The sequence below is a fragment of the Pseudomonas sp. RIT-To-2 genome (assembly GCF_029623465.1).
GTDB lineage: Bacteria > Pseudomonadota > Gammaproteobacteria > Pseudomonadales > Pseudomonadaceae > Aquipseudomonas > Aquipseudomonas silvicola.
On record NZ_JAPYKM010000003.1, the window covers coordinates 90,457 to 103,264 of the forward strand.

Genomic DNA, 12,808 nt, shown 5'->3' on the forward strand with positions numbered 1-12,808 from the left:
ATGCGAGTGTGGTGGTTGAGTGCTGGTCTGGCGCTGATGCTGATGGCGCAAAACGCAGCGGCGGGTACCGTGCTGGTCGTGGGCGATAGTATCAGCGCCGGTTTGGGCCTGGATACCAGCAAGGGGTGGGTGTCGTTACTGCGACAACGGCTTGAGCACGAGGGTTTCAAGGATTCGGTGGTCAATGCCTCGATCTCCGGCGACACCACCGCGAACGGCCAGGCGCGGCTGCCGGCGCTGCTTGCAGCCAACAAGCCAAGCGTGGTGATCGTGGAGCTGGGCGGCAATGACGGCTTGCAGGGGCACCCTCCGGCGCAAATGCAACAAAATCTTGCGGCGATGATCGACGCGTCCCGCGCAGCCGGTGCCAAGGTACTGTTGCTGGGGATGAAGCTGCCCCCCAACTACGGTGCGCGCTACACCAATGCCTTTGCCCAGGTCTATAGCCAGTTGGGCGAGCAGAAACAGGTGCCGCTGGTGCCGTTTTTCCTCGAAGGGGTAGGGGGTGTGCCGTCGCTGATGCAGGCTGATGGCATTCACCCGGCGGTGAATGCCCAGGGCAAGTTGCTGGAAAATGTCTGGCCGCAGCTCAAACCGCTGCTTTGACGCTTTTCTAGTGACCGCCTTTCGGCTAATGTGGCGCCCCCCGATCTGGAGCCCCCAATGCCGCGTCCTGCCTGGTCCCTGTTTGCCTACCAACTTATCGAGCCCGATGAGCAGCTCGATCTGTTCGCGTGCCAGGAAATTCGTGTGCACCTGATCGCACGCCAACTGGAACTCGGTGGCTCCGCCGACCGTACCCTGTGCGGCACCCTGTTGCCCGCGCAACCGCGCTGGTCCGGGGTGGCGCCCTCGATCTTTCGCGACAAGCGCCTGTGCCCCCTGTGCAAGGCCATCCTTCATGCGCAAAAACAGGGCACCCGGCCAGTGTGGCCCCAGCTCTAGGCATTCCTGAACAACTGCTCATCCATCAACCGCCGGGATGCCTCCCGGTCGGCGGAACGCCAGTGTACAATCGGCCGATTATCCCTCCCGTTTTGCAAAGGATCCTCGGATGTTGCCGCGCTTTTCCGTCGTCACCCGTTGCCTGGCCCTGACTGCCGCGATCGCTGCCGGCTCGGCTGGCGCCACCGAATACCCGCTGCCGCCGCCAGGCGAAGACATCGTCGGCCAGGTCCAGGTGATCAAGGCCAAGTACGAAGACACCTTTGCCGACCTGGGCGAGGCCAACGACCTGGGCTACCTGGAAATGATCGCCGCCAACCCTGGCGTCGATGCCTGGTTGCCGGGCGCCGGCACCGAGATCGTGTTGCCCACGCGTTTCATTCTGCCCCCGGGCCCGCGCGAAGGCATCGTGATCAACCTGCCCGAGTACCGCATGTACTACTTCCCCAAGGGCCAGAACGTGGTGTACACCTACCCCATCGGCATTGGCCGTGAGGGCTGGGGGTCGCCCATTTCCCAGACCAAGGTCACCGGCAAGATCCCCAACCCCACCTGGACTCCGCCGGCTTCGATCAAGGCCGAGCACGCCGCCGACGGCGACCCGTTGCCCAACGTGGTACCGGCCGGCCCGGACAACCCCCTGGGGCCGTTCAAGTTCACCCTTGGCCTGCCGGGTTACCTGATTCACGGTTCCAACAAGAAGTTCGGCATTGGCATGCGCACCAGCCACGGTTGCTTCCGCATGTACAACTTCAACGTGCTGGAACTTTCCAAAATGGTGCCGGTGGGCACGCCAGTGCGCATCATCAACGAGCCCTACAAGTTCGGCGTGAGCGGCGGCAAGGTCTACATCGAGGCGCATACCCCGCTGGATGCCAAGGGCGACCCGTCGGCCGTGGACAAGCACACCTCGGTGATCAACGCCATGCTCAACCGCCCGGACCTCAACGGCAACATGCAGATGAACTGGGACACCGTGCGTGACGTGGTGGCCGCCGAAGACGGTATGCCCGTTGAAATCGCCGCGCCTGGCGTCGCGGGTTCTTCCAGCGATGCCATCATCTCCACCGCGCCGGTGAAGACGACACCGCAGGTGCCGGTACAGCCGATGGATTGATCGGCAGCCGATCAAAAAGGGAAGCTTCGGCTTCCCTTTTTTGCACCTGGGCTTTTTTCAGGCCCGGTGTTTCCTGCGGGCATAAAAAAGCCAGCCCACCTGAGGTGGGCTGGCCTGGCAACAATCCCGAGGGGATTATTACTTGCGGCTTGCCTTGTCCAGCATGCGCAGAGCGCGCTCGTTGGCTTCGTCAGCAGTCTGTTGAGCTTTCTGGGCAGCAGCCAGAGCTTCGTCAGCCTTGCGATAAGCTTCATCAGCACGAGCTTGAGCGCGGGCCGAAGCGTCTTCGGTAGCGGTCAGGCGAGCGTCGGTTTCTTTGGAGGCGCTGCTGCAACCTGTGGCCAGAACTGCGGCCAGGGCCAGAGCAGAGAATTTCAGAACGTTGTTCATCGTGATCCCCTTGAAGGACTTTCTATTTAAAGCCATCTCTCGTGAGTGAGAAAATAGCCGGCATACATAGTACCCATTACTTGTAGTAAGTAAAATGACCTAACGCAAGAACCAAAAAAAAATCTTGGCGCCCATTCGAAGCGCTGTGCCCTTGGGGGCGGGCGGCTTCGCCACTGCTGTGCAAGTTCGCCGAAAGGCGTATGGCCACTACCCGTTGCGGGTGATCCGCGTCACTGTTCAATGTCGCGGTAATGAAACAACATGGCTTTGCCATACCCGTTTCACAAAGCCTGCTAAAGTGTTTTTACTGAACTAATAGTGACTAAAAGTGTCGGCAGTCGTCTCAAGCTTTAACATTCGGCAATGTTCAGTCGTGGCTGCCTTCAGATGTTCGGTCGCGCTATTTCAGTGCGCAACCGGGCAGGTGTCTTGAGTGTCGGTGGCAACGGCGCCTACTATTGAGTACGTGCTCATTTGAAAAGAGAACGACACGGCTCGTCTCGGTGTCGAAACAGGCACGGGGTGGCGTAGAGGTTCCTTCGCCGGAAAAACATCGGTAAGGTAAGGGTCAAATTCCAAGACCCGCGAGGAGTTGTGATGAGCGAGGCGTTGTCCATCCACCATGACCAGGCCGGTCATCAGTTCGAGACCAATGTGGACGGTCATCGTGCTTACCTGACCTACATGGACCTGGGTAAGCAGACACTGGATATCTACCGTACCTTCGTGCCCAACGCGCTACGCGGGCGCGGCATCGCCGCGGCCCTTACCGAACAGGCGCTGGCGTACGCCGAGCGCATGGGCTACACCGTGATCCCGTCGTGCTCCTATGTGGAGCGCTACATGGAACGGCACCAGCGGCGCGCAGCCAAGATCTGACCACACATGAACAGAAACGCCGGGGCATGCCCCGGCGTTTCTGTTTCTGCGGGCAGCCTTAGCCGCGGGCGCGCTTGGGCAGCACGTCCTTGAGCTTGGCGTGCATGTTGCGCAGGGTGGTTTCGGTGCTGGTCCAGTCGATGCACGCATCGGTGATCGACACACCGTACTGCAGGTCGGCCAGGTCCTTGGGAATGGCTTGGCAGCCCCAGTTCAGATGGCTCTCTACCATCAGGCCGATGATCGAGTTGTTGCCTTCCACGATCTGGTTGGCCACGTTGTCCATCACCAGGGGCTGCAGGGCCGGGTCCTTGTTGGAGTTGGCGTGGCTGCAGTCGACCATGATGTTGGCGCGGATGTTGGCCTTGGCCAGGGCTTGCTCGCACAGGGCGACGCTGACCGAGTCATAGTTGGGCTTGCCGTTGCCGCCACGCAATACCACGTGCCCGTAGGCATTGCCCTTGGTGGTGACGATGGACACGCCACCTTCCTGGTTGATGCCCAGAAAGCGGTGGGGGCTGGACACCGACTGCAGGGCGTTGATGGCCACGGTCAGGCCGCCGTCGGTGCCGTTCTTGAAGCCGACCGCCGAGGACAGGCCGGAGGCCATTTCCCGGTGGGTCTGGGATTCGGTGGTGCGCGCGCCGATGGCCGACCAGCTGATCAGGTCCTGCAGGTACTGCGGCGAGATCGGGTCCAGGGCCTCGGTGGCGGTGGGCAGGCCCATTTCCGCCAGGTCCAGCAGCAACTGGCGGCCGATGTGCAGGCCATCCTGGATCTTGAAGGAGTCGTCCAGGTACGGGTCGTTGATCAGGCCCTTCCAGCCCACGGTGGTGCGTGGCTTCTCGAAATACACGCGCATCACCAGGTACAGGGTGTCGCTGACTTCCGCAGCCAGGGCCTTCAGGCGCTCGGCGTACTCGTGGGCAGCCTTGATGTCATGGATCGAGCACGGGCCTATCACCACGAACAGGCGGTGGTCCTTGCCGTCGAGAATGTCGCGTACCACCTGGCGGCCTGCAGAGATGGTCTTCAGGGCGCTGGCGCTCAGGGGGATCTCCCGCTTGAGCTGGTCAGGGGTGATCAGGGTGTCGTTGGAGGCGACATTGAGGTCGTCGATCGGTAAATCAGCCATCGTGTTACTCGTCAGGTCACGGGTGCCGGCCGCCAGCGATCCCCGCGCGGCGGAGCACAGCTTGTTTTAGGCGCAGCGGGGAGCCGAACCTTAGCGCGATACCGGTGGCGCGACAATGGGCCGCTGTGTAAATGACGGGGATCAACCCATGACCGCAGGTTACAGGTGCGCGGTTGCGGCGGACACCGCCTCGCCCAGGCTGGCACGGGAAAACTCGGCCGCGTGCTGCTCTACCCATTGACGCGCCAGGGCGTCGATACTTTCCACATTGTCGGAAAACGGCGAATGGGTTTCACAGTATCGCTGAATCTGGCACACCTGTTCACCCATCCGCGCGCCGAACAGTGTCTGTTCATCGGTAAAGGCCACGCCAATCAGGTAGCCTTGGGCCTCTTTGCGACACCAGGCCACATAGCCAGGGTACTGGGTGCCATTGCCCAGCGTGGGCATGTTCAGCTCGATGGCGGTGCCCACCGGGTAGCGCCGATGATGCCGGCACGCGACGCCGCCCAGGCTGACGCGGTGCAGGCGGCGGGCAGACAGATACGGGCGATGGCACAGGCGCAACTCCACGGGAACATCGACAGGATGAGGCAGGAAACGACCCATGAACACAGGCTCCGAGTGCCGGTTGGTTGACGATATTTCCCGCGATGCCCTGCAGGAACTGGAACTGACTGATTTGACTATAGATCACGTGCTGCTCGACGCGCCGGGCACTTCCTTGCTGGTGTTCACCAGCGTGGGCTGCGCCAGTTGCCGGGTGGCCCGTCGCGAGCTGCCCGCCATGCCCCTGGCGGTGGACCGGCTGTGCTGGGTGGACGCCGGTGACAATGGCGGGGCGGTGCAAAGGTACGAGGTCTTTCACTTGCCCGCAATCTTTGTGGTGCGCGATGGCGAATTTCACGGCCCCTTGCAGGCGCGGCTGCTGGCGGGGGAAATCAATCATCGGCTGGTGGAGGCGTTGCGCCGGGAACCTGACGAATTGCCCTGAAAAGCTAGCAATCACAGGGGCTGTCGACCATCGCTCAGGTTATGAGCGGGGCCCCGGACTGTGAGCGGCGCTGCTAAGCTTGGGCAAGCTCTGCCGTTTTGGCAGTCGAGGAGATCATATGATCCGTTCGATGCTGTATGCCACTGATCTGGGCCTGTATGCCCCTTACGTCATGCAACACGCCCTGGCCCTGGCGCGCACGTTCAAGGCCGACCTGTATGTCATCCATGCCGTGGAGCCGATGGGGCTGTTCGCCGAGTCGGTGCTGCAGAGCTACCTGGATGAGCCCACCCTCAATGAACTGCACACCGAAGGCCTGAGTACCATGATGGCTGGCATCGAGCACAAGGTGCTCGACGGCTTTCGCGAGGAATTGGGCGAGGGCCAGCAGGACCTGGCGTTGATCACCGCCGTGCGGGTCCGCCAGGGCGATCCCGCCCAGGTCATCCTGGACCAGGCCCAGCGCCTGGCGGTAGACCTGCTGATCGTGGGCAGCCATAGCCAGGGCGCCGGTACGGACATACCCCTGGGCCGCACCGCAGCCAGGGTGTTGCAGCTCTCGCCAGTGCCCGTCTACATGGTGCCCCTTTCCCAGCAGTTGGGGCGGCGCAAGGCCTGACTGCACGACAAAGGTGCGCTCACGTACAAAATTTGATAAAAAGTTCTAGATTTCTCCCCTAGACCATTAATATAGTTATAAATCGTCGCTGTTGGCGTCTACTTGCTTTGAGGGATACATATGAAGCTTCAACAACTGCGCTACATCTGGGAAGTAGCGCACCACGACCTCAACGTCTCCGCGACAGCACAAAGCCTCTACACCTCCCAGCCTGGCATCAGCAAGCAGATCCGCCTGCTGGAAGACGAGCTGGGCGTCGAAGTCTTTGCCCGTAGCGGCAAGCACCTGACCCGCGTCACGCCGGCAGGGGAGCGCATCATCACCACCGCCGGGGAAATCCTGCGCAAGGTGGAAAGCATCAAGCAGATCGCCCAGGAGTTCTCCAACGAGAAGAAGGGTACCCTGTCGATCGCCACCACCCACACTCAGGCGCGCTACGCCCTGCCGCCGGTGATCAGCAACTTCATCAAGCAATACCCTGACGTGGCCCTGCACATGCACCAGGGCTCGCCCATGCAGATCGCCGAGATGGCTGCCGACGGCACCGTCGACTTCGCCATCGCCACCGAGGCCCTGGAGCTGTTCGGTGACCTGATCATGATGCCGTGCTACCGCTGGAACCGTTGCGTGGTCGTGCCCCAGGGCCACCCGCTGACCAAGCTGCCCAAGCTCACCCTGGAAGTGCTGGCCGAATACCCCATCGTCACCTACGTGTTCGGTTTTACCGGCCGTTCCAAGCTGGACGAGGCTTTCAGCCACCGCGGCCTGACCCCCAAGGTGGTCTTCACCGCGGCCGACGCCGACGTGATCAAGACCTATGTGCGCCTGGGCCTGGGCGTTGGCATCGTTGCCAAGATGGCGGTGGACACCAAGCTGGACAACGACCTCGTTGTGCTGGACGCCGACCATCTGTTCGAGTCGAGCATCACCAAGATCGGCTTCCGCCGTGGCACGTTCCTGCGTGGCTTCATGTGCGACTTCATCGAGAAGTTCGCCCCGCACCTGACGCGTGATGTCATGGCCAAGGCTATCCAGTGCCACAACAAGCAAGAACTGGAAGAATTGTTCGACGGCGTGGAGCTGCCCATTCACTAAACGGTCGGGGCCCTGCACCTGCTGGGTTCAGGCGCAACGCATGACGGTTGACGTTGCCTTGCAGCCACGGTTATACGTGCGGGAACTCACAAAAAAACCGGCCAATCTGGCCGGTTTTTCTGTTCAGGCTTTCTGGATCAGGTTGCCGGCATGCAGCCCGCATTCCTTCTGGGTGGCTTCCTCCCACCACCAGCGGCCTTCGCGCTCGTGCTGGTTCGGCAGCACGGGGCGGGTGCAGGGCTCGCAGCCGATGCTGATGAAACCGCGCTCGTGCAAGCTGTTGTAAGGCAGTTCGAGCATGCGGATATAGCCCCAGATTTCCTCGCTGCTCATCTGTGCCAAGGGGTTGAACTTGTACAACGTGCGCTCCGGGGTGGAGAACGCGCCGTCGACTTCCATCACCGACACCTGGCTGCGGGTCCCTGGGCTCTGGTCGCGGCGCTGGCCGGTGGCCCAGGCGCTGACGGTAGAGAGTTTGCGACGCAGGGGTTCGATCTTGCGGATGCCGCAACATTCGCCATGACCGTCCTTGTAGAAACTGAACAGGCCCTTTTCCTTGACGAACGGCTCCAGCCTGGTGTGGTCGGGCGACACCAGTTCGATGGCGATCTTGTAGTGGTCGCGCACCTGGTCGATGAACCGGTAGGTTTCCGGGTGCAGGCGGCCGGTGTCGAGGCTGAACACCTTGACGTTCTTGTTCAGCTTCCAGGCCATGTCCACCAGCACCACGTCTTCGGCACCGCTGAAGGAGATCCACAGGTCGTCACCGAAGTGCTCGAAGGCAAGCTTCAGGATGTCCTGGGCGGACTTGTTGGCATAAGTCGCGGCGAGTTCGGCGACGTCGAGGTTCAGGCTCATCAGGCGGCTTCCTAGTTCATTCGGCGCTTGGGCGCTCATTTGTGGCCGATGGTAACAAAATGGGCAGCGGCAAGCTTCAAGCTTTGAGCTGCCGGAAGACTGCCTCCGCGTTTCAGCTTGCCGCTTTCGGCTTACAGCGTCTTCAGGGTATCCATCAACACCTGAACCTTGAACACCGATTCGGCATATTCATCTTCCCAGCGCGAATCGGCGACGATCGCGCCGCCACCCCAGCAACTCACTTGTCCATCCTTGACCAGCAGGCTGCGGATGGCGATGGAGCTGTCCATGTGCCCGCGCACGTCCAGGTACAGCAGCGAACCGCAATACAAGGCGCGGCGGGTCGGCTCCAGTTCGTCGATGATCTGCATCGAGCGGATCTTCGGTGCGCCGGTGATGGAGCCGCCGGGGAAGCTGCCGGCAATCAGGTCCAGGCAGTCCTTGCCCTCGGCCAGTTCGCCGACCACGGCGCTGACCATATGGTGGACGTTGGGGTAGCTTTCCAGAGCGAACAGCTCGGGCACGCGCACCGAGCCGATGCGGCAGGTGCGTCCCAGGTCGTTGCGCAGCAGGTCGACGATCATCAGGTTTTCAGCGCGGTCCTTGAGGCTGGCCAACAGTTCGCGGCCGTTGGCGGCATCACGTTCGGGGTCGCTGTCGCGCAGGCGGGTGCCCTTGATGGGGCGGGTTTCCACGTGCCCGTCATGCACCTGAATGAAGCGTTCCGGCGACAGGCTGAGAATGGCGCTGCCGTCTTCCAGCGTCAGGTAGCCGGAGAACGGCGTCGGGCAGGCCAGGCGCAAGGCCTGGTAGGCGGCCCAGGGGTCGCCGTGGCAAGGTGCGCGGAAACGCTGGGTCTGGTTGACCTGGTAGCAGTCGCCCGCGCTGATGTAGGCCTGGATGCGTTCGAACGCCTGGCGGTATTGCTCGGGGGTCAGGTCCGGGGCCATGGGGGCGTCGAGTCTGAATGCGCCGGGGGTGTCAGTGCCCGGTTGGCTGAACCGGTCGATCAGGCGTTGCTGTTCGTCGGCTGTCACGCTGGGGTGCAGGACCAACTGACTGGTCTTGCACTGGTGGTCGCTGATCAGCGCCCAGGCATACAGGCCCAGGTGCGCGTCGGGCAGATGCAGGTCGTCCGTGGCAGTACTGGGCAAGTGCTCCAGGCGGCGGCCGAAGTCGTAGCTCAGGTAGCCGAGCAGGCCGCCGGCGAAGGGCAGTTCCAGGCCGTCGGGCAGCTGCGCTTCGCCCAGGGTAGCCAGGGCGGCGCGCAAGCGTTGCAGGAAGGCTTCGCCGGTCTCTTCGGGTTCGGCGCGCAACACCGCCTGGGGCCAGGCGCTGAGAATATCGAAACGCCCGCGCTCGGCGGCAGGTTTGGCGCTGTCGAGCAGAATCGCCCCCGGGGCGTGGCGAAGGGTGGCGAACCAGGCGGCGGGGTCGGGGTGGTAGGGCAGGGGGTGTACAAAACAGATGGACATGTGGCTGATACGACACCAAGCAGGCGAGGGGGGCGATTGTAGTCCTGTCGTCACAAACTGGGTAGCGGCGGCTACCTGTGGGACCGCGCTTCGCCCGGTCTCACAGAGGGCCAGACAGTTTTATGCCGTGGGCACATGCCCGAACAATCCTTGGGTAAAGCGCACCCGCTCTTCGGGGGTTTCCACCCGACCTTCGCGGGCCAGTTCCGCCAGCCGTGCTTCCACGGCCTGGGTACGGTGGGTCAGGCCGCAGTCGTTGGCGATCTGGATGTTCAGCCCCGGGCGGGCGTTGAGTTCCAGGATCAGTGGGCCCTTTTCCTGGTCCAGCACCATGTCCACCCCGATGTAGCCCAGGCCGCACAGTTCGAAGCAACCGGCGGCCAGCTTCATGAAGCCGTCCCAGTTGGGCAGTTGTACGCCGTCCACCGCGTTGGTGGTGTCGGGGTGCTTGCTGATGATGGTGTTCAGCCAGGTGCCGCGCAGGGTCACACCGGTGGCCAGGTCCACGCCCACGCCAATGGCCCCCTGGTGCAGGTTGGCCTTGCCGTTGGACTGGCGAGTGGGCAGGCGCAGCATGGCCATCACCGGGTAGCCCATCAATACGATGATGCGGATATCCGGCACGCCTTCATAGCTGATGCTGCGAAAGATCTGGTCCGGGGTGACGCGGTACTCGATCAGGGCGCGGTCACGGTGGCCACCCAGGGAATACAGGCCGGTGAGGATGCTGGAAATCTGATGCTCGATCTCGTCGTGGCTGATCAGGCGCCCCGACACCGTGCGGTAGCGGTCCTCGAAACGGTCGGCCACCACCAGGATGCCGTCACCGCCTGCGCCCTGGGCCGGCTTGATGACGAAGTCGCTGCGCCCGCCGATGATGCCTTTGAGCCCGGCGATTTCTTTCTCGGTGGAAATCACCCCGTACATTTCCGGCACATGGATGCCCGCGGCGATGGCCCGCTCCTTGGTGATGATCTTGTCATCGACGATGGGGTACAGGCTGCGCTTGTTGTACTTGAGCACATAGTCGGCGTTGCGCCGGTTGATGCCCATGATGCCCCGCGCCTGCAGGGCCTTCCAGGTCTTGATCAGGCCGAACATTCAGCTGTCCGCCTTGAGGAATGCACGAAAGCGCAGCAATTCGGTCAGGCGGTAGCCACGGTAGCGCCCCATGGCCAGCATGAAACCGACCATGATCAGCAGGATGGCCGGGAAGGTGAACACGAAGTACACCAGGTCCGGCACGGTCATCAGCAGGTGCGCCAGGGACGCGGCGAACAGGGTGCCGATGGCGACCTTCATGGCATGGCTGGCGCCGCGCTCTTCCCAGGTGATGGACAGGCGCTCGATGGTCATGGTCAGGATCACCATGGGGAACAGCGCCACCGACAGGCCGCGTTCAAGCCCCAGTTTGTGGCTGAACAGGCTGATGGCGGCGATCAGCACCACCACGAACGTCAGTACCACCGACAGGCGGGGCAGCATCTGCAGTTTCAGGTGCTCTAGGTAGGAGCGCAGGGTCAGGCCCAGCGCCGTGATCACCGTGAACAGGGCGATGCCAAAGCCCAGCTGGGTTTCGCGGAAGGCCAGGGCGATCAGTACCGGGGTAAAGGTGCCCAGGGTCTGCAGGCCGATCAGGTTGCGCAGGATCAGGATGACCAGCACGCCGATGGGGATCATCACCATGATCATGAAGGTCTGCTGGGTCTGCAGCGGCAGGCTGTACAGCGAATATTCGAGGAAGTCGGCGTCGGTGTTCTCGTCCGTCAGCTTGGCCAGGCGAATGGCGTTCATCTCGCTGTTGTTCAGGGTGAACGTCACCAGGGCCTTTTTGCCACCCTCCACGCTGATCAGGTTTTCATCGCCGGTCCACCATAGCAGGCGGTCGCTGGGCAGCCCCTGCTCGCCCGTGTCGGGGTTGAAGTACAGCCACTGGCTGCCGTTGAAGCTGCGCAGCCACAGCTCCGGCGCCTGGGGCTGGTCCGCCACCAGGCGAATGGTGTGCACCTTTTCCAGGGGCACATGGGCGATAGACAGCAGCAGGTCGACGATGGCAGCCTTGTGCGGTGTGGAAGGGTCACCGGCCAGCAGCAGCTTGACGTTGTCGTCGCTGAGGTTGTTGACCCGCTTGATGGTTTCGCTGACGAAGGTCTCGACGTCGGCCGAATGCTGGCGAATGGGTGCCAGCAGCGCCTCGGCGGCAATCTTTTCCGGGCCTTCGATGGCCATGCTGTCACGGAAGGTCGGCCCCTTGACCTTGGGTTTTTCGCTGCTGTAGCGCTTGGTCAGCACCAGGCGGTAGTACAGGGTCTGGTTGCCGCTGGCCCGGCGCGCCGACCAGGTGACCTTGCGGTTGCCGTCCACGCGGTTGACGTTCACCCCGTAGTTGTTGGAAATGAAGCTTTCGTTGAGGCTGACGAAGTCGCGGGTCAGCGGCGGCACGAACATCTGGATCTTGACCGGGTCCTTGGTGCTGGCGACGAACTCGACCTTGGCGTCGATGTTCCACAGGTCGTCGGTCTCGTCTTCGGTCATGGGAATGCCGAGCACGAAAATCTGATAGGCCGTGATCGCCAGGCCCAGGGTGACCAGGACGGCGATGAGGACTTTCAGGTGGAGGGTAAGCGAGCGCATTCGGGTTACTCTGCGGTATGAGCGTCGTTGCTGCAGGCAGGCTTGCCGGCTGCGTATTTTAGACTGGGGTCGACCAGGGCGTTGAAATGCCGGAGCGCATCGCTGCCGATCAGCAGCGGGTACTGAAAGGCGCTGCGGTCGGTAAGGTTGACTTCGATGGCGCGCAGCTCGGTGCCCATGCACACGTCCAGGTTGATCACCGGGCGAGCGGTGTAATGCTCGCCCTGCTCGGGGTCATAGTCGCCGGCCCGGCGCTTGATGTGGCTGACGCGGGCCAGCGGGCGTTCGATGGGGTGGCTGTGGGCCGAATCGATGGCCAGGTAGAAGCGCACCCAGTGCTCGCCATTGCGCTTGAAGCGCTTGATGTCGCGGGCGCTGAGTGAAGCGGTCTTGGCGCCGGTGTCGAGCTTGGCCGCCACTTGCAGGTCGATGTCGTCAAGACGGGCGTATTCGTTGAGGCCGTAGGTGGTCTTTTCCGCGGCCGTGGCCAGGCCCGGCACGAAAAACAGGCAGAAAAGGCTATGCAGTGGCTTGATGGTCATGGTTCCCGGTGGTTGGCCCCACATGGCGGGCCGCGCATTCTAGCATGATGGTTTTATGACGCCACCGCAGGGGGGCGGGGCGCAATGTTGACCGGTGCCAAGGCGGAAGGTTGCGTGGGGTGGGG

15 protein-coding genes are annotated in these 12,808 nt (G+C 62.4%); 7 read left to right on the forward strand and 8 right to left on the reverse strand.

Features of this window, described 5'->3' with window-relative positions:
• From QBK88_RS03820 to QBK88_RS03830, 3 genes are all read left to right on the forward strand, one after another.
• Positions 1-606: an arylesterase gene (locus QBK88_RS03820; RefSeq protein WP_277960976.1), complete on the forward strand. Its 606-nt coding sequence runs from the start codon at positions 1-3 to the stop codon at positions 604-606.
• Positions 607-663: 57 nt separating this feature from the next.
• Entirely contained in the window at positions 664-945 is a 282-nt protein-coding gene (locus QBK88_RS03825; RefSeq protein WP_158154779.1) for a hypothetical protein, read from the forward strand.
• Between the two features lie 109 nt (positions 946-1,054).
• Positions 1,055-2,062: a L,D-transpeptidase family protein gene (locus QBK88_RS03830; protein WP_268144164.1), complete on the forward strand. Its 1,008-nt coding sequence runs from the start codon at positions 1,055-1,057 to the stop codon at positions 2,060-2,062.
• A gap of 138 nt (positions 2,063-2,200) precedes the next feature.
• Here the strand turns inward: QBK88_RS03830 and QBK88_RS03835 are convergent, their stop codons facing one another.
• Entirely contained in the window at positions 2,201-2,452 is a 252-nt protein-coding gene (locus QBK88_RS03835; RefSeq protein ID WP_277960977.1) for an Lpp/OprI family alanine-zipper lipoprotein, read from the reverse strand.
• A gap of 597 nt (positions 2,453-3,049) precedes the next feature.
• Here QBK88_RS03835 and QBK88_RS03840 point away from each other — a divergent pair.
• The gene (locus tag QBK88_RS03840) at positions 3,050-3,331 is read left to right on the forward strand and encodes a GNAT family N-acetyltransferase (RefSeq protein ID WP_158154776.1); all 282 of its coding nucleotides are present in this window, start codon (positions 3,050-3,052) and stop codon (positions 3,329-3,331) included.
• Between the two features lie 58 nt (positions 3,332-3,389).
• Here QBK88_RS03840 and QBK88_RS03845 read toward each other — a convergent pair whose 3' ends face one another.
• A complete protein-coding gene (locus QBK88_RS03845) occupies positions 3,390-4,466 on the reverse strand; it encodes a 3-deoxy-7-phosphoheptulonate synthase (protein ID WP_268144163.1) in 1,077 nt (358 codons plus the stop codon).
• Positions 4,467-4,625: 159 nt separating this feature from the next.
• Positions 4,626-5,075: a PilZ domain-containing protein gene (locus QBK88_RS03850; protein WP_277960978.1), complete on the reverse strand. Its 450-nt coding sequence runs from the start codon at positions 5,073-5,075 to the stop codon at positions 4,626-4,628.
• Between QBK88_RS03850 and QBK88_RS03855 the strand changes: the two genes are divergently transcribed.
• The 3 genes from QBK88_RS03855 to cysB all read left to right on the forward strand — a co-directional run bounded on the left by QBK88_RS03855 (position 5,074) and on the right by cysB (position 7,174).
• Positions 5,074-5,460 (forward strand): thioredoxin, encoded by a 387-nt coding sequence (locus tag QBK88_RS03855; protein WP_268144160.1) that lies wholly within the window; start codon positions 5,074-5,076, stop codon positions 5,458-5,460. The genes QBK88_RS03850 and QBK88_RS03855 overlap by 2 nt on opposite strands.
• 118 nt (positions 5,461-5,578) lie before the next feature.
• Positions 5,579-6,079: a universal stress protein gene (locus QBK88_RS03860; RefSeq protein ID WP_268144159.1), complete on the forward strand. Its 501-nt coding sequence runs from the start codon at positions 5,579-5,581 to the stop codon at positions 6,077-6,079.
• Positions 6,080-6,199: 120 nt separating this feature from the next.
• Positions 6,200-7,174, forward strand: coding sequence for an HTH-type transcriptional regulator CysB (cysB, locus tag QBK88_RS03865; protein ID WP_268144158.1), 975 nt, complete (start codon positions 6,200-6,202; stop codon positions 7,172-7,174).
• Between the two features lie 123 nt (positions 7,175-7,297).
• Here cysB and QBK88_RS03870 read toward each other — a convergent pair whose 3' ends face one another.
• From QBK88_RS03870 to rloA, 5 genes are all read right to left on the reverse strand, one after another.
• Positions 7,298-8,032 (reverse strand): phosphoadenylyl-sulfate reductase, encoded by a 735-nt coding sequence (locus QBK88_RS03870; protein WP_268144156.1) that lies wholly within the window; start codon positions 8,030-8,032, stop codon positions 7,298-7,300.
• Positions 8,033-8,163: 131 nt separating this feature from the next.
• Complete coding sequence (gene pabB / locus QBK88_RS03875; RefSeq protein ID WP_277960979.1) at positions 8,164-9,507, reverse strand: aminodeoxychorismate synthase component I; 1,344 nt, start codon at positions 9,505-9,507, stop codon at positions 8,164-8,166.
• A 120-nt stretch (positions 9,508-9,627) separates the two neighbouring features.
• Positions 9,628-10,608 (reverse strand): alpha-L-glutamate ligase-like protein, encoded by a 981-nt coding sequence (locus QBK88_RS03880; RefSeq protein ID WP_277960980.1) that lies wholly within the window; start codon positions 10,606-10,608, stop codon positions 9,628-9,630.
• Positions 10,609-12,141, reverse strand: a complete 1,533-nt coding sequence (gene rloB, locus QBK88_RS03885; protein WP_277960981.1) for an osmotic stress tolerance membrane protein RloB — start codon at positions 12,139-12,141, stop codon at positions 10,609-10,611.
• A gap of 5 nt (positions 12,142-12,146) precedes the next feature.
• Entirely contained in the window at positions 12,147-12,683 is a 537-nt protein-coding gene (gene rloA / locus QBK88_RS03890; RefSeq protein ID WP_268144151.1) for a retropepsin-like aspartic peptidase RloA, read from the reverse strand.
• Between the last annotated feature and the right edge of the window lie 125 nt (positions 12,684-12,808).